At 61.9% G+C, this 17560-nt stretch carries 13 protein-coding genes; 1 reads left to right on the top strand and 12 read right to left on the bottom strand.

Features of this window, described 5'->3' with window-relative positions; translation table 11 throughout:
- Positions 1-33 precede the first annotated feature (33 nt).
- The 12 genes from ACW4TB_RS17505 to ACW4TB_RS17450 form a co-directional block, all read right to left on the bottom strand.
- Positions 34-1488, bottom strand: a complete 1455-nt coding sequence (locus tag ACW4TB_RS17505) for a mannose-1-phosphate guanylyltransferase/mannose-6-phosphate isomerase (RefSeq protein WP_012312806.1) — start codon at positions 1486-1488, stop codon at positions 34-36.
- Between the two features lie 37 nt (positions 1489-1525).
- Complete coding sequence (locus ACW4TB_RS17500; protein ID WP_012312807.1) at positions 1526-2173, bottom strand: alginate O-acetyltransferase AlgF; 648 nt, start codon at positions 2171-2173, stop codon at positions 1526-1528.
- 21 nt (positions 2174-2194) lie between these two features.
- On the bottom strand, positions 2195-3352 hold the full coding sequence (locus ACW4TB_RS17495) for an alginate O-acetyltransferase (protein WP_012312808.1): 1158 nt from the start codon (positions 3350-3352) through the stop codon (positions 2195-2197).
- Positions 3353-3363: 11 nt separating this feature from the next.
- Positions 3364-4824, bottom strand: coding sequence for an MBOAT family O-acyltransferase (locus tag ACW4TB_RS17490; RefSeq protein ID WP_279931824.1), 1461 nt, complete (start codon positions 4822-4824; stop codon positions 3364-3366).
- A 216-nt stretch (positions 4825-5040) separates the two neighbouring features.
- Entirely contained in the window at positions 5041-6144 is a 1104-nt protein-coding gene (locus ACW4TB_RS17485) for a mannuronate-specific alginate lyase (protein ID WP_012312810.1), read from the bottom strand.
- Between the two features lie 7 nt (positions 6145-6151).
- A complete protein-coding gene (locus tag ACW4TB_RS17480) occupies positions 6152-7591 on the bottom strand; it encodes an alginate O-acetyltransferase (protein ID WP_012312811.1) in 1440 nt (479 codons plus the stop codon).
- Between the two features lie 13 nt (positions 7592-7604).
- Positions 7605-9164, bottom strand: a complete 1560-nt coding sequence (gene algG, locus ACW4TB_RS17475) for a mannuronan 5-epimerase AlgG (protein ID WP_254467170.1) — start codon at positions 9162-9164, stop codon at positions 7605-7607.
- A gap of 19 nt (positions 9165-9183) precedes the next feature.
- Entirely contained in the window at positions 9184-10662 is a 1479-nt protein-coding gene (locus ACW4TB_RS17470) for an alginate export family protein (protein ID WP_046784816.1), read from the bottom strand.
- Complete coding sequence (algK, locus tag ACW4TB_RS17465) at positions 10659-12086, bottom strand: alginate biosynthesis TPR repeat lipoprotein AlgK (protein ID WP_279931815.1); 1428 nt, start codon at positions 12084-12086, stop codon at positions 10659-10661. Before algK ends, ACW4TB_RS17470 begins: the two co-directional genes overlap by 4 nt.
- A 12-nt stretch (positions 12087-12098) precedes the next feature.
- Positions 12099-13265 carry a PilZ domain-containing protein gene (locus tag ACW4TB_RS17460; protein ID WP_254467172.1) on the bottom strand — a complete coding sequence of 389 codons (1167 nt, stop codon included), beginning with the start codon at positions 13263-13265 and terminating at the stop codon, positions 12099-12101.
- A gap of 37 nt (positions 13266-13302) precedes the next feature.
- Complete coding sequence (gene alg8 / locus ACW4TB_RS17455) at positions 13303-14784, bottom strand: mannuronan synthase (protein ID WP_174142263.1); 1482 nt, start codon at positions 14782-14784, stop codon at positions 13303-13305.
- Between the two features lie 67 nt (positions 14785-14851).
- Complete coding sequence (locus ACW4TB_RS17450) at positions 14852-16168, bottom strand: nucleotide sugar dehydrogenase (protein ID WP_012312817.1); 1317 nt, start codon at positions 16166-16168, stop codon at positions 14852-14854.
- A 926-nt stretch (positions 16169-17094) separates the two neighbouring features.
- Between ACW4TB_RS17450 and ACW4TB_RS17445 the strand changes: the two genes are divergently transcribed.
- On the top strand, positions 17095-17535 hold the full coding sequence (locus ACW4TB_RS17445) for a hypothetical protein (protein ID WP_279931808.1): 441 nt from the start codon (positions 17095-17097) through the stop codon (positions 17533-17535).
- Positions 17536-17560 lie beyond the last annotated feature (25 nt).

Raw genomic sequence — 17560 nt, 5'->3', positions numbered from 1 at the left:
GTAGCTTGCCGCTTGCCGCTTGCCGCTTGCCGCTTACTGCGCGATGGTCTTCACCGATACGCCCCGTTCGACGGGAGTGGACGTGCGCCCATACACATCTTCGAAGCGCTCGATATCATCCTCGCCCAGGTAACTGCCGGACTGCACTTCGATGATCTCCAGCGGGATCTTGCCCGGGTTGCGCAGGCGGTGGACCGAAGCGATCGGGATGTAGGTCGACTGGTTTTCGGTGAGCAGGAACACGTTTTCATCGCACGTCACTTCGGCGGTGCCCGATACCACGATCCAGTGCTCGGCCCGGTGGTGGTGCATCTGCAGCGACAGGCTGGCGCCCGGCTTGACGGTGATGTGCTTGACCTGGAAGCGGCCGCCCATGTCCACCGAATCGTAAGAGCCCCACGGGCGGTACACTTCGAGATGGTTCTGGGTTTCGCTACGGCCTTGCTCGTCGAGGGTCTTGACCATCTGCTTGACGCCCTGGACCTTGTCCTTGTGGGCGATCATCATCGCGTCCTTGGTCTCGACCACGACGATATTTTCCAGGCCGATCACCGACACCAGCTTGCCATTGCCATGGATCATGCAATTGCGGCTGTCCTGCACCACCACATCACCCTTGGTGACGTTGCCATTGGCGTCCTTGTCATGCACTTCCCACAGCGACGACCAGCAGCCGACGTCGCTCCAGCCAGCCGACATCGGTACCACGCAGGCGCGCTGGGTCTTTTCCATCACCGCATAGTCGATGGAGTTGTCCGGGCAGCAGGCGAAGGTCGCTTCGTCGATGCTCAGCACATCATCTGTTTCGTCGCTGCGCTCCAGGGCCAGCACGCAGGTGTCATAGATGTCAGGGTCGTGCTTTTTCAGCTCTTCAAGGAAGCGGCTGGCGCGGAACAGGAACATGCCGCTGTTCCAGAAGTAGCCTCCGGACTGGACGAATTCGGCGGCGCGCTTTTCGTCGGGTTTTTCGACGAACTGCGCCACCCGGGCCACGCCTTCGGGCAGCAGGGCGTCCTGGCTGGAGCGGATGTAGCCATAGCCTGTCTCGGGCCTGGTCGCCGGTACGCCGAACAGCACCATTTCGCCACGCTCGGCGGCTACGGTAGCCAGGGCCAGGGCACGCTGCAGGGCTTTCTGGTCGTCGATCACGTGGTCGGCCGGAAGCACCAGCATCAAGTCATCGCGCCCCTCGTTGGCCAGCTTCATGGCGGCCATCGCTACCGCAGGGGCCGTGTTGCGGCCGAAGGGTTCCATCAGGATGCCCTGGGTTTGCAGTTTCAGCGCTGCGAGCTGTTCCTGGACGATGAACTTGTGGTCCTTGTTGCAGACCACGATCGGTGCATCCATGCCTTCGAACACCAGGCGCTCGAGGGTTTGCTGGAACAGCGTGTGCTCACCGGTCAGGGCGAGGAACTGCTTGGGGAACTGCTTGCGCGACAAAGGCCACAGACGCGAACCGCTACCACCAGAAAGAATTACCGGGATCATGTTGTTTCTCCAATAAGGTCGTTAATGAGGCAGAGGATCAGTTGGTGGACACTGGGCGGGTGACCCAGACCGGCGACAGGCTGCTGCCGGAGCCGGTGACGTACAGCACGGCGGCTTCGCCGCGCTCCAGGGCGACGGGTTTGACGTCGCTGACTTTCTTGTCTCCTGCAAACAGAGCCAGGTTCACCTTGACCGGGTTGATCTCACGCTCGCCACGGCCTTTGGCAGCCACCGGAGTAACCACCTCGGTCTTGCCATCGGCGGTCTTCAGGGCCAACGGCTGGTCGCTCAGGTTCTGCACACGTACCAGGGCTTTCTGCTTGTTCTTGAAAGGCGGTTCTTCAATCAGCTGCGGGTTGCCGCTGCCGTTGTTGACCAGGGTGTAGTACTTGTCTGCGGCCAGCTTGACCGGGACGCTCTTGCCTGCGACCTGCGCGGTGTAGTCACCGCCCGGGAGGAAGCTGAAGTCGCTGCTGGCCTGGGCGCCGACCTGTTTGATCTGGGTGTTGCCGACGCTGGCGGCAGCCGGTGCAGGCGAGGCGTTGTACAGGCGCACGAAGGTCGAGCCTTTCGGTGCGGTGGGGCCATACAGGGCAGCGTCGGCGCCGGCGAATGCCTGCATCGAAGCCAACGACAGGCCTGCTGCGAGGGTGAGGGCTTTGGCAATGGAAGTCTTGGTAGTCATGTGCGTGTTCCTCTCTATCTATCAGTGGTCCGTCCGGTTGGACGACAGGGCCAGGTTTTCTTCGGATTTGCGGGTGTTCTTCAGTTGCGCGATCCACTGTGGATCGAAGCTGCTGAGGTCGTTTTTCATTGGCAGATAACGTTCGGGGAATTCCCACACCACAACCTGTGGCGCGGCGTTCTTGAAGGCATCGCTTTGCAGGTACTTGAGCATTGGCAGCAGCGGGCCGTGGCCGTCTTCGGCATAGTTGGCGACATCGCTGTGCAGGGCCTGCTGCAGCGCGCCGAGGAAGTTCCAGTGCGGGTTGGCGCTGTAGCTGGTGCCGACCAGGGCGACTGGGATCTGGCTGTCGGCGAACAGGGCATCGCCCGCATCACCTTCTGCCTCGACCGGGCGCGTGCTGCGTTGCTGCAGGGTGTCCGGGTTGGGCAGCAGGTTGCTGAACAGCGGGTCCAGTGGCAGGAAGTTGGTCAGGTCGCCCTTGTACGGGGCAGTGCTGCCAGCCTCGGTGATGAACGTCTGTGGGTCGCCATTGAGCAGGCTCTGGCGGTTGACCGCCTCGGCCACTGCCTGTGCGGCGACTTCAGCGCCCATCGGTGTCCAGTGGGTATCTGTACGCAGGAATACTTGGCCGCGGGCCTTGGCCTGTTCCATCGGGGCCATCAGGTCAGGGGCGAACACGTTGGCCTGACGGACCTGGGCATGGAACTGGTTGTACAGGTCGTCATGCAGGCTGGCTGGCGTCTCCTTGCCCAGATACTCCGAGTAGACCCGCGCCTTCGCCGGCACGATCGCCAGCACCAGCTGGCTGCCGTGCTGTTGCAGGGTGTCGCGCACACCGCGGATCAGCGCCAGGTTTTCCTGCATGAGCTGGTCGGCACCGGCAGTCGGTTTGAACTCTTCGTCGCTGAACAGCCACTGGTCACGGCCCAGCACCACGCCCGGGCGGCCTTCGTTGAACAGCTTGTAATCCAGCGCGGCCCAGAGGTTGGTGCCCAGGCGCTTGATCGGGAACTCGTCGTCGTAGTGCGTCTCGGCGGCCTTGGCCAGCTTGCCGTTGAGCACGGTCATCTGTTCGGTGCGCTGGAAGCTTTGCAGGCCACCGGTGGACCAGGCGCCCATGCCTACCAGCAGGCCGATGAACGACAGGGAATAGGTGATGCGTAATGTCCGGGTCATGGTCATCAACCTCAGAACTGGAAGTAAAGGAACGGCGAGTAGCTCTGCGCCGAAAGCTTGAGGATCGAGGCCACGAACAGCAGCAGGATCAGGGCGCGGGTCATCACCCGGGTCCAGTCCAGGCCCAGCGAGCCGTCGGCATTGACCTGTGCCGGAGTGCGCATGGCTGCCGGCGGGGTGGCATTGCGGTAGAAATCACGCAGGCCGAAGAACGCCAGGGTGATGTAGGCGATGACCAGCGTCGCCACCTGCAGCCCGGTGAGCTGGGCGCGGTTGAGTTCGGACAGCTGCCACTCGCCGAAGCTGAACATGGCGCCGTACATGCGGCCGGCCACTTCGAGGTTTTCGGCGCGGAAGATCACCCAGCCGACCACCACCAGCAGGAAGGTGAACGCACACTTGACCGGGTTGAAGCGCTGCGGGTTGGTGTCCAGGCCCAGTGCGCGCTCGATTGCCAGCCACATGCCGTGCCAGGCGCCCCAGATGATGTAGGTGAAGTTGGCGCCGTGCCACAGCCCGCCCAGCAGCATGGTCAGGAACAGGTTGCGGTAGGTGTTGAAGGTGCCTTTGCGGTTGCCGCCCAGGGTGATGTACAGGTAGTCGCGCAGCCAGGTCGACAGGCTGATGTGCCAGCGGCGCCAGAACTCGGTTATCGACTGGCTGATGTAAGGCTGCTTGAAGTTCTCCATGAAGCGGAAGCCCATCATCAGCCCCAGGCCGATGGCCATGTCGCTATAGCCGGAGAAGTCGAAGTACAGCTGCGCGGTGTAGGCCAGAGCGCCCAGCCAGGCGTCACCGGTGGTAGGGTTCTGCAGGGCGAAGCAATGGTCGGCGACCACCGCCAGGGTATCGGCGATGAACACTTTCTTGATGAAGCCCTGCATGAAGCGGGTGCAGCCTTCGGAGAACTTGTCCAGGGTGTGGGTGCGGTTGTTGAACTGGTCGACTAGGTCCTTGAAACGCAGCACGGGGCCGGCGATCAGGTGCGGGAATATCGCCACGAACGCCGCGAAGTCGATCAGGTTGCGGGTGGCCGGGGTATCGCCGCGGTACACGTCGATGATGTAGCTGATCGATTCGAAGATGTAGAACGAGATACCGATCGGCAGCAGCACATGGGTGAGGATGAAGGGCTCAAGGCCGAACGAGCTGATGATCGCGTTGAGGCTGTCGACGCCGAAGTTGGCGTACTTGAAGTAGCCGAGGATCGCCAGGTCCACGCCTACGCCCAGCAGCAGCCAACGCTGTGCAGGCTTGGTGCGCACGCCAGCGGCGCCGACTTTCAGGCCGATCCAGTAGTTCCACAGGGTGACACCGGCGAACAGGGCGAGGAAGTCCACCCGCCACCAGGCGTAGAAGATGTAGCTGGCGACCAGCAGCAGCAGGTTGCGATAGCGTTGCCCGCTCAGGTAGTACAGGCCGAGGAATATCGGCAAGAACAGGAACAGGAACACGTTGGACGAGAAGACCATCCCGGTTCTCCTAAATTGTTCACAGCATCCAGGGCAAAGCGCCCCCCAAACCCCCCAGTGAGAAACTGGAGGAAACCTTTGTTGCTTCAATACCGCTGGCGAGGGCTTGGCCCTCGTTTCGCGACGCAAGGCCGCTCCTACAGATTCAGCGCCGTCCTTGTAGGAGCGGCCTTGCGTCGCGATGGGCCGCAAAGCGGCCCCCCATTCAGGCAACGCTTATTTCTTGGATTGCGCGCTCGGGTCATAGACCCGGGTCAGGTTGCCGCCGAGCCGGAAGCTGTCGAACGGCTGCATCCGGTGTTTGCGCTCAAGCGTGTCGCCCACGCACTGGTACAGCGCGCACCAAGGCTCGAGCCATGCGTACTTGCCGTCGACCTTGAGGTCCTTCATGTCCTGTTTCTCACCCGCGCGCTCGGCGAAGTGGCGCGGATCGCGGGCGCCGTACAGCACGCCTTCGCCCAGGCGCTGCAGGGCAAAGTTGTTTTCGCTGCGCAGGTCCACGCCGTTGGCCTTGGCAAAGCTTGCGATCATCGCCAGTGGTGGCAGGGCGTAGTTGTGATATGCCAGGGCACGCTGCTTGCGTTTGATTTCGTTGGGCAGGAAGCCTTGGTCGTCGATCTGGTTGGCGCCGACCTTGTATTCCTTCACCGCCCAGTCGAACAGGTCACGGCGGTCGGTGGCCACGGCGGTAGCCATCACCGACCAGGCCGCCCAGTAGCTGTGGTTGTTGATCTTCTCCAGCGGCAGGTTGCTCCAGTCGCGTACGGTCTGCTCGGCGAGGCGGGCGAACCACTTCTCGATGAGCTCGGCCTCGGCCTGGTGTGCGGCCAATGGTTGCGAGTTGGAGAACTTCAGGCGCAGCCACGAGCCGCTCATGCTGCCCAGCGCCCATTTGCGCATGGACTTGCCGGTGTGGTTGTAGTTGGTGGACATCAACGCATCAGCGCGCGCCCATGTACCCAGCCAGGTCAGGGTGCAGTCCAGCTGCGCCGGACGGCCGTCACGCATGTACTGGTTGACCATCTTGGCGACACCACGCTCAAGGGTTGTGATGTCTTTGGTGGAGTCGCGGAAGGCTTGTTCCGAGTCCCGGTTCAGGGTCGCCCGAGCCTTGTCCGAGCCTTCGTACTTGCTGCGGAATTGCAGTGCGCCGGTGAAAGGTTTGGGCGCCGATTCGCAGCGGAAGTTGCCGTCGCTGGTCTTGATTTTTTCAATCCCCTCGTAATAACCCTGGGGGGGTACCAGCGCGGCATGCGCGGCACCTCCGTACAGGGCCAGAACGAGCAGGGCGGGGCTGAAGATTCGCTTGAATGCAGTCATGGTCGCCTCACTGGCCGGCCTGCGCGGTTTGCGCGGGCACGGCGTAGTTGTTGCGTTTGCAGAGCTTGGCCTCGACCTTCTGGGTGCCGCTTTCTGGCCCCTGGACTTCCAGGGCCAGCAGGTTCTGGCTGGCCCAGTCCTCGTCTTCACGCATCTGGAAGACGAAGCGGCCATTGGTGTCGGAGGTTTCCGGCTTCTCGATCTTGATGTCCTCGTGGCGCCCATTGAGGTACCAGAGGGTGGCTTGCAGCACCTTCACCGAAGGGTCTTCGAACTTGATGTCCATCTGCAGGTTGCGGTTGATCAGGTCTTTGATCACGCCGCCCTTGCCGTTTACCATCAGCTCGTTCTTGCCGGGCTTGAGGGTGCTGCTGGCGCTCATCAGCGCCGGGCGCGCGTCACAGCCATCGTCGAGCAGACCGAGGATCTGCCGCCAGATGGTTTCCTGGTCCAGGCGATACAGCGGCGAGAATTCCCAGATGAGGATCTTCGGTGGATTGTTCTGGAATTCCTCACTGCCCAGGTACTCGATCATCGAGCCTTCCAGGCCGCCGCCAGGGAAGGCGACGTTGAGCACGTCGGCACCGATGTACTGCTCGAGGAAGCCCGAGAAGTTGTAGTTCTTGCCGCTGTGGCTGGTGCCGACCAAGGTGATCTGGGCGTTACCGCTGTCACCGAACAGATCGTCGCCGCCGCTGGCGCCTTTCGGTTCGGTGGCGAACTGGTCCATGTACTGTACGGCGTAGCTGGTGCCGCACAGCTGCCCGGCAACGTTGTGCAGGGTGCCGGTCTTGCCCATGCGCCCGGACTTGTGGGTCTCGAATTCCTTGCGCGGGATACCTTCGAAGGCCGGCATCTTGTGGACGGTGTCGGCCACGATCTTGGCTGCACGCTCAGCACCGTAAGGTGTCCAGTGCTGGTCACCACGGAAGTAGAAGTCCTTGCCCTGCTCGGCGGCCGCCAACTGTTCGTTGGTCAGCGGCGACAGGTCCGGCACGTTGTAGCCCATGCTGGCGAATCGCTTGAGCATGGCCTGGTAGTTGCCCAGGGCCTTCTGGTAGTCGAAGGCAGCTTTCTCGGCCGGGTTGAGCATGTTGCGGTTCACCAGGCCTCGGGTTGGCTGGTACACCACCACCAGTTCCACGCCACGCTTCTTGAACGCGTCGTGCACTTGCTGCAGGCGCTTGTAGCCTGCAGGTGTGGTGCTGAACTCGGTACGCAGGTCTTCGCGGGTACGGAACAGCCAGTCGCCCTTGGCTTGTACCAGCGTGGTGAAGTTCTGCTGGTAGCGTGTGGTGTAGCGGCTGGCGTCGTGTGCCTCGGGGCACAGCTGGCAGCAAGGCTCGGCAGTGAAGGTCGGCGCCTTGACCTCGTCGGCGCGCACGCCCTGGCTGATGGCCAGGAGGGCGGCGGACAGGCCCAGCAGTTTCATCAAATGTGGGGTCATGGTCTGGGCTTCCTTAATCGATCATTTCGGTCTGGCGTTCGACCGGGTCGATCAGCACGGCCTTCTGCTGGCGCACCAGCAGGTCGAGGATTTCGTCCTGGCGCTCACCCAGGATGCCGTTGAGGCTGATGCCGTTGGCTTTGCGCGGGGCGAGCATGGAGACTTTGTACAGCTCCACCGACAGCGGCGAGTCGATCGAAAGAGGCCCCGAGCCGTTGGCCGCCAGCTCACCGCCGACCACGATCAGCGAGACCTTGGTGTCGAACGGGTCGAGGGCGATGTCACGGTCAGTGTCGGACAGATCCTTGATGTGCCCGTAGACACCCACCAGGCCGTTGGCAACGGCGACGTTTTCGTACAGCCGGATGTTTACGCTGTTGCGCACACGGATGCCGTGGCGACGGTTGTTGATCAGCTTGTTGCCCCAGATCAGGTTGTCACCGCTTTCGTACAAGGTGATGCCGTCGGTGTGGTTGCGGTAGATCTCGTTGTAGGCGATCAGGTTGTTGACGCTGTTACGGTCGATCACCACACCCGAGAGCTTGTTGTCGTAGCTCTTGTTGTTGATGATCCAGCTGTCGTTGACCTCACGCGAGACGATGATCCCGTGCTTTTTCTTGGTGCCATAAACCGTGTTGCCGGCGATGATCAGGCGGTGCGAACGGTCGTGCGGGTCGATCCCGTAGACGATGTTGTCGCGGTAGGTGCTGTCCTTGACCACGAAGTCCTGGGTCTCGTAGCAGTAGAACCCGTACCACATGTCGCTGAATTCCGAGCCGATGATCCAGCCGGTGGGCTCCGGGCGGCCCATGCGTTTGGCCATGTTCGGGGTGTACTGCGAGATGCTCACACCGTACGACTTGGACTTGGCGTAGCCAAAACTGGCCATCTTGGTGTTGACGATGTACGTCTCGGTGCCGCCCCACGACAGCAGAAACGGGCGGAATTCATTGGGCGAGCGGAAGGTCGCCGGGCCGTTGTCCTTCTCGCGCCAGCCAGTGACCTGGGTGTCGCTGACAAACAGTTTGCCGTCATTGACCAGGAACGCGCCGCCCTCCTGGGACAGGCGCAGTTGCTTGACCTTGCCGTCGATCTCGAGGATGCCCTTCTGCCCGACCACGATCGGCAAGCGCGCCAGGTAAACACCTGGCTCGACTTCGCTGAGGTACTGCTTGGGCACCTTCTTGCTCAGTTCGACCAGGTCGACATGGCCGTCATCGACAAAGATCGCCTGGGGGATGCCGTGCTGGCGTTGTACCCACTCGGCAGCCTTGTTGTCGCCGCCGATGAATTCCTTGAGCGATTCTTCCTGCAGCATGCGGCGCACGCTGACCTTGCCCTTGTGGCTGCGGTCGATCTTCTTCTGCACGGCGGCGGCGGTGTAACCGCTCAGATCGGGCAGCTTGGGCGGGTCCATGTGCAGCGGCTCGGTCGGTGCGCTGGACACGGTGTAGGTCTTGGCCTGCTGCAGTTCCTTGGCAATCACCGCAGGTTCTGCGGCGACGGCCAGGCCTGTGGCCAGCAGCAAAGCGCTGGCCAGAAGGCTGTGACGTAAGTGCGGGTGAAGGTTCATTGCAGGTCCTCTACCGGCCTTAGAAGCGCCAGATCACGTCGACGAAGGCGCGGTGCATATAAGAGTCCGCTTCCTTGCCATAGGCATCGCCGGGCTTGAACACACCGGCACGCAGGCGCACCAGAGCGGACGGCTCGTCGATCGCCTGGCTCATCGAAGCAGGCAGCAGGCCCTGCTTGAAGTACTTGGTGACGACCACGTCCATTTCCTGACCCAAGTCTTTCTCGCCGTTGACCAGCGGGCGGCTCACGCCGTTGTCGTTAACCGCGGCGTTGATACCGCTGGAGCCAATGTTTTGCGAGCCATCGACACGCCAGAACTTGTGGTAGATGAAGCTGGCGTCGTAGTCCTCGCGCAGTTGCCAGGAGGCGAACAGGGTGGCCGCCTGCAGGTTGCCCAGCTCGCCGCGGAAGGCCTCGCCGAAGCGGTGCACGCGCGAACGGGTACCGGTGAAGTTGGAGCGGTTGCTCTCAAGGCCGGTCTGCTCGAAGTTGCTCGAACCGTCGTCGCCACCACCGCCGCTGCCGCGGGCATAGGCCGCGCCAACTTGCCAGTTCGGGTCCAGGCGCAGGCGGATGCCCAGGTCGGTGGCCCAGGCGTTGACGTCGCCGCTCTGCTTGCCGACAACGACTTGGTCGTCACCGACCAGCTGGCTGTTGAGCTTGTCGCGATCACCGGTCAGCCAGGTCAGGCTGCCCCAGTAGTTGACGGTGTGGTCGTTGCGCCAGTTGTAGGCGTCGCTGTTGGCTTCCAGGCCCAGCCAGGTGAGGTCGCCGGTGCGGGTCTTGTCCAGTGCGTCGATGGTTTCGCCCGGGCTTTTCAGGCTGCCGCTGTCATGGGTGTGGTGGGCGCGCAGGCCAACCCAGTGGCCGGGAGTCCACTGCGTGGCGACGTTACCGTATACGTGCGTACGGTCTTCGTCTTCCGGGGCCAGCTCGGTCAGGTCGGTGCGGTATTCGCTGAAGCGTTGGGCCACACCCAGGTCAGCCTTGAGCAAGGTGGTGTCGAAGGTCCAGTTCAACGCTTCAATGTTGGTGTCGCGCCACATGCCGTCGTCGCTGCGCAGGCGTTGGCGACCAAGGCGCAGCTGCTCGCCCGGGTAAGCCGTGAGGCCGCTGTAGCCGACCCAGAACTCGCGCATGGCCAGGTAGCTTTTGTCGGGTTGGCGGCTGTCGTCACCGGTGTCGGTGGTGGTGCCGTCATCGTTCTGGCGCAGGGTGTCGGTTTCGATGGTGTCTGTGGCAGCAACGGCCTGGCCCATGGCGAAGGCACTCCAGTTGCCGCGCTCGCCGTACACCCAAGGGCGCAGGTCAAGGCCCAGGCCGTTGACGTCACCACCGGAGCGGGTGCCCAGATCGCGATCGTCTTCCGACTGGCCGGTGATCTTCACATCCAGGCCGAAGTTTTTCTGGGCGGTCATGTCGGCCAGGGTCGGGCAGGACCACAGCAGGGCGAAGCTCAGGCCGATGCCGGCTTTCACGAAGGGATTGAGCGTCATAGCGAGTCCTCACCGTCTACTTCTTTTTCGTCTTCTTGCAGGGCCTCGAGGGCCAGGGTGCTAGTGCTACCTTGGGCCATGCTGCCGCGAGCTTGCTTTTCCTGCGCCAGCAGGCTCTGTGCCTGGCTGCGCTGGTCGGGTGTGAGTTGCTGGTCAAGTTGCTGCAGCAGTTCGCTGGACTGCGGCGTCGGGTTGGCCTGCGAAAGCTGGGCGAATACCCAGGCGTTGCCAGGTTGTGGGCGAATGCCATGGCCTTCGCTGAACAGCTGGGCAAGGGCATAGTCGGCACTGTTCTGGCCACCGCGGGCTGCGCTGAGCAGGTGGTCGACGGCCTTTTGCGGCTCGACGTTGCCCAGGTAGCCACGGCGATACAGCTGGCCAAGGTAGTAGTGGGCGCTGACTTCGCCGGCCTCGGCAGCTGCCTGCAGGTGGTGTTCGGCCTTTTCGGCATCCGCTGGCAGGGTCTTTCCTTCGTAGTACAGGCGCCCGAGCAGCAGTTCGGCACGCGGCTGTTCGGCTTCGCGGCCCTTGTCGATGTAGGCCATCAGCTGGTCGGTGTCGCCCAGCTCCGGGAAGTCGTAGACCAGTTGCGCCAGGCTCACCCAGGAAGCCGGATTGGCCGGGGCGACCTGTTCCAGCAGCGCTTTGGCGGTTTTTTCGTCGGTCTGGCCCAGGCTACGGTCGGCCAGTACACGGGCAACGCTGTCGACCCGAGTGGCAGGCACCGCACCGCGGGCATAAGCGGATTTGAGCTGGCCGAGCAGGGCGGCTTGCTGGTCGGCCTGGCCGCGTTTCTGGTACACGGTGGCCAGCTCGACGTAGCAGATGTCGCTGGTGTTCAGCGCCGCCTTGCAGATCTTCTCGACTTCACCCAGGTGCTGGTCGTAGGTGCCCTGGGTGCGATACAGCAGCACCTGGGCCAGGCCCGCTTCCGGGTTGCCGGCAGCGCGCCACTGGTCGATCTGCTGCTGGGCATTGATGTTGGGGAAACTCTGCGGGTAGGTCAGGTAAAGCATCGCCAGCGGGATCAGGGTATTGCCTTGGCCCTGCTTGGCGGCGAGCTTGAGCAGGGTCTGAGCTTCTTCGCGTTCGGCCTGGGTGCTGTCGGGCTTGGCCACCAGCAGGCGGCCGAGGCGTGCCTGGGCGCGTGGCGAGGTTGCCGCCGCAGCGCGATAAGTGGCCTCAGCTTCCTTGAGCTGCGAGGGGTCGCGGGTAGCGACCTTGATGTCGGCCAGGCCTACTTGTGCGTCGCTGTAGCCCAGGTCAGCCAGGGCCTTGTAGTTGCGCTCGGCCAGCGCGGTGTCACCGCGCTTGAGGGCTTCGTTGGCCAGGCGCTGGTCGGGCAGGCCCGCACAGCCTGCCAAGGCGATCGCCGCGGCCAGGGCGCAGAGGCCCCGGCTTGCGCTTTTCTTGTGGGGAATCATCGCTTGATCCTCTTACAGCCCACGGGCCACGGCTTTGTCGATCAGCCAGTTGAGCGAAGGGCCACGGTCGCTGCTGACCGATGCCGGGCGCCCGGCCAGCTCGGCAGGCAGGCCGCCGTCTGGTTTGATCTGCACGCGGATGTCGGAGGCCAGGTTTTCGCTGTCGAGGCTGGAGCTGCTGACGATCTGGCCGGTGCGCACTTCGGTTTCGCCTGCCACCTGGAAGTTGACGCGGGTACCTGGCTTGACTTCGTCGAACTGGCGGTAGCTGAAGCGTGCCTCGACCATCGGGTTGCTGGTACGCGGGATCAGCTGGAAGATCGGCTGGCCCTTGGCGGCATACTGGCCATCGTCCACCAGCTGGCGGGCGACTACGCAATCGCATGGGCTGGTGAGGGTGCCGGAGAGTTGCTTGCCGAACAGTTCCTCGACCTTGGCCGGCTCCAGCTGCGAGTCGTCCAGGTGGCCTTTGAGCATGTCCAGCATGCTGGTGCTGAAGCTTGCCAGCGGCGCGCCCTTGACCACCATGCCACCGGGCTCGACCAGGCTGTTGACGGTGCCGTCACGCGGCATGGTGATGTTGGTGGTCGGCACCGCGACCACGCCGGCTTCGGCGTGGCTGACGAAGTACATGCCGTACAGCGATTTGGCGACGAAGCCGAAAGCGGCTACACCGACGACAAATACCCCGAGGGTCACGGTCACTGCCTTGAGGCGGCCGAAAGCGGACAGGCCAGAGCCGCCGTCCTTCTGTTTGCGCGCCTTGGTGAAATTGTCGCGCTGCAGGGTGCTGAGCACGTCGCCGACGCTGATCAGTTCACCCGAAAGGTGGCTGGTGATGATATGGCGCAGGGTGGCGATGTCACGGGGTTCGAGGTTCTGGAACTGCGCACCGGTACGGCCATCGCTCGGGTTGCAGGAGCGCACCTGAAACTCGATGTCCATCGACAAGCCCAGGTTGTCGACCACGAACTGCAAGCGCCCGCGCAGTACCTGACCGACCTTCAGCGGCTGCTTGGCGTAAAAACTCAAGCCGCCAGCGGACAGGTCTTCGACCTTTACCTCATGGGTCTGGCGTTCGCCATCCAGATAGCGCAGCTTGGCCGGGATGCGCACCCGGGCGTGCTGGCGCTGGGCTTCGGACTCATGCACGACATTGACGTTCACGGCGGTATTCATGGTGGTTTGTTCCTGTTAGTTCCGATCCGGGTTGGGCTCACACGACCATGAACAGCACAGCGACGAAGATGCTGGCAGCCGAGAAGGTCATGGTCCGCGAGGACCAGGTGTTGAACCATTGTTGAAAACTGGCGAGGTCACGTTTCAGGGCAGTCGGTTGACGGGTCCAGGACTGCTTGTCGAGGCGGAAGAAGACGTAGATCTTCATCAGCGCGCCGACGATCTGGTTGTAATAGAGGATCAGCGGATAGGCCGGGCCGACGTTGTGCCCCGAGCACAGCAGCATGATGGTGAGGATCAGGCGGGTGATGCCGATCCACAGCAGGTACACCAGCAGGAAGCCGAGGCCGAACTTGAGGCTGGCGATCACGGCCACGGTCAGGCCCAAGAGGCTGGTCCACATCGACACGCGCTGGTCGAACAGCACGATGCTGGTGAACAGCCCGAGGCGGCGCATGCCCAAGCCCAGCGCGCGGGAGTTCTGCCGCAGGTTGTTGCCGTACCAGCGGTACATCAGTTTGCGGCTGGCCTTGAGGAAGCTCTTCTCCGGCGGGTGCTCGACCGTGTTGATGGCGGCGTCCGGCACGTAGAAGGTGTCGTAGCCAAGGCGCATCAGGCTGAACCAGCTGGACTTGTCGTCACCGGTGAGGAACTTGAAGCGGCCCAGGCGCCAGTGCATCAGCGAGTCGCTTTCGACGTCGGCGATGAACTCGGGGTTGGTCACCACGCTGGCACGGAACATCGACATGCGCCCGGTCATGGTCAGCACGCGCTTGCTCAGGGCCATCGAACACATGTTGATGTGGCGCTGGGCGAAGCGCAGCTTGTGCCACTCGCTCATGATGTAGCCACCGCGCACTTCGCAGAACTCGTTGGTGGTCAGGCCACCGACGTTCGGGTACAGCTTGAACCAGGGTACGGTCTTGCGAACCACGCCTTCGGCCAGCACGGTGTCGCCGTCGATCACCGCGACAACGGCGTTCTCATCCGGCAGCATCCGCGAGATGGCGCGAAAACCGTACGCCAGGCCATCACGCTTGCCGGTCCCGGCGATGCGCACGATGTCCAGCTTCACGTGGGCGGGCGGGTTGTATTTGGCCCACAGGCTCTTTACCAGCAGCTCATCGGACATTTCCACCAGCGAACAGACCACGGTGGTGGGGAAGCCGCAATCGATCGCTTCACGGATCACCGAGCTGTACACCTGGGCAGTGGTCAACGCTTCGATGCGAAAGCTGGTGACCATCAGGTACACGTGCGACGGGTCGGCCGCGCTGCCCATCTTCTGCACCTTGCGGCGCAGGTAGGGGTACACGCCGTAAAGGAAGATCATGCCGCGAATGAAATGGGTGGCGCCCATGGAGTAGCGCCAGATGCCGACTGCGCCGACCAGGAAGATGAAGTGCTTGGACTGCGAGTCGAAGATTTCGGCCGGCAAGGCCAGGGCGATCAACATGAGCAGGCTCATGTAGAGCAGCCAACCGGCGCACTGCAGCAGCACTGTCTGTAGCCTTTGCATGTTCAGCATCCGTCGAGAATTCTGGGAAAAGGGCAGCGCAGGAGGCCTGCGCTGCCGGGCCGCTGGCTTACCAGCAGATGCCTTCTGTACCGCGGGTAGTGCAGGTTGGCTTGCTCATGAAACCGACCAGGTCGATCACTTGCTTGCCAGCCGGTGCCTGTTCGGCCAGGGCGCGGAACTGCTCGTCACGGTTACCCAGGACGATGATGTCGGCGTTGTCGATGACCTTCTGGAAGTTGGCGTTGAGCAGCGACGAGACGTGCGGGATCTTCGACTCGATGTACTCTTTGTTCGCGCCGTGAACCCGGGCGTACTCGACGTTCTCGTCGTAGATGTCCAGTTGGTAGCCTTTGCCGATCAGGCGCTCGGCCAACTCCACCAGCGGGCTTTCACGCAGGTCGTCGGTACCGGCCTTGAAGCTCAGGCCCAGCAAGGCGACCTTGCGCTTGTCGTGGGCTTCGATCAGTTCGAAGGCGTTCTGCACCTGAGATTCGTTGCTGCGCATCAGCGAGTCGAGCAGTGGCGCCCGTACGTCGAGGCTGGCAGCACGGTAGGTGAGGGCGCGCACGTCCTTGGGCAGGCACGAGCCGCCGAAGGCGAAGCCAGGGCGCATGTAGTACTGCGACAGGTTCAACACCTTGTCCTGGCAGACCACGTCCATCACGTCGCGGCCATCGACGCCGACCGCCTTGGCGATGTTGCCGATTTCGTTGGCGAAGGTGACCTTGGTGGCGTGCCATACGTTGCAGGTGTACTTGATCATCTCGGCGACTTCGATCGGCTTGCGGATGATCGGTGCATCGAGTTCTTCGTACAGGCTTTGCAGGACGTCGCCGCTGGCGCTGTCCAGTTCGCCGATGACAGTCATCGGTGGGTGGTCGTAGTCCTTGATCGCGGTGCTTTCACGCAGGAACTCGGGGTTGACCGCGACGCCGAAGTCGACGCCGGCTTTCTTGCCCGAGCAGTCTTCGAGAATCGGGATGACCACGTTCTTGACCGTGCCTGGCAGCACCGTGCTGCGCACCACGATGGTGTGGCGGCGAGTGGTATCGCGCAGGACGTAGCCGATTTCGCGGCAGACCGACTCGATGTATTCCAGGCCCAGGTCGCCATTTTTCTTGCTTGGGGTACCGACGCAGATCATCGACACGTCGCTGGCGCGGATGGCCTCGGCGAAGTCGGTGGTGCCACGCAGGCGGCCGTTGGCGATGCCCTGCTGCAGCAGTGCTTCCAGGCCAGGTTCGACGATGGGCGACTTGCCCTGGTTGATCAGGTCGATCTTGGTGCTGGACACGTCCACACCAATCACGTCATGGCCTCGCGCCGTCAGGCAACCTGCACAGACCGCACCCACATAACCCAAACCAAAGATGCTGATACGCATCGCTATCACCTCATGTGTTTATCACGCCAGCTCCTCCGGGAAGAGCCGGACCGGGTTGATTAACAACAGTTTTAGGGCGCACGGATCCCATGGCGAATGCACACTTCACCGAGCGCAGGCATGAACAAATCCGGAGCGCACAAAGTTGTGCACTCAAAGTTGGCAGTCAAAGGCCAGTAATTAATAGGCGTGCCCTGAAATGCAGCCGTCTTTATTGCAAAGCGCTACTTGGCGCGTTGCTGTGCTTGTTCTTTCAAGTGGAAAAATCCTTTGAAATCAAACACTAGGACGATTCTTTAGGGGCGCGTCTCTCCTGCTGGGCAGGGCCTACGGGAGTACCCGTGGCATCTGTTAAAAGTTCCGGAGCCGCTATTGGTTCGCGGCTGCTTGTCATCTGTAAGTCATCTCTCACACCGCACAGGCATGAAATTCGTTACGGCACTATGAGCTATGCGTCACAGAAGAAGTTCCTGGGTGGGTTTCGCCTCGATGAAAGATTTCTAAATAATTCTTCAATGGCGAATACTTTCAAACTGATAGCACGTCTCAGGCGCACCCCTGTATATAAAGGGCGAAATCCGGGTGCGATATTTTTGTGCCAGCAACGAAAAATTTTTTTCAAAATTCGTCAAAAAACTACGAATGGGCTTATGACGGTTTGCGATAACGGCTCGTATGCCGATTTTCTGGCGCTGGTTTGTTGGCGCAGCTGCTGAGTGATGTCTGCTTCAGTGTGGTGCGGGATCACATTCAGAAATACTCAAAGCCATGCGAAAGCTAAGGTTTTTCCGGGGCTGGTCGTTAACCCCCTTGGACGCCCCTATTCGGAGCTGTCCATGAACGACGGAGCGTCTTGGGCAGCCTGAGGCCACTGGCCATCAGGGGCGTCTCATCCTTAATCACATGGAAGAGACGAGATCACGCTAATGAAAAAGACATCGCAGATTGTGCTTGCCACCGTATCGCTGCTTGCTGCCGGCCTGGCGCAGGCGGGGCCGCCCGTTGAGGTGACGTTTAAAAATCTGGGAGTGGAGAATGCCGTTTTCAAAATGGTTACTTCCAACGAAACCAGTACCTACCAGATTGCTCAGCCCAGACCAGCGCAGACTGTGGCACCGGGAGCTTTGACTCGGTTTGATGTTCAGCGGGTAGTTAGCCCTGACGTCAATGGCGCCATGGTTCGTTACACGCAGGGCAGGAAAACTTGTGCTTTCGGCACTACTTTCCAGATGCGAGTACTTCCGGGGAATATCAAGCAGCCTCAATGGACTAAAACAGCAACCCCAAGTGGTGGCGCGACGTGTACTGCCACGATCACTCGAACTAACTCCGACTACTCATGGGCGGTCGAATTCACCATGAGGTAAAGCGACTGTTTACGCGCGGCACGCA

The organism is Lelliottia jeotgali (assembly GCF_977070485.1).
The sequence above is the reverse complement of the archived record's forward strand: the minus strand, read 5'-3'. Positions and strand labels throughout refer to the sequence as shown.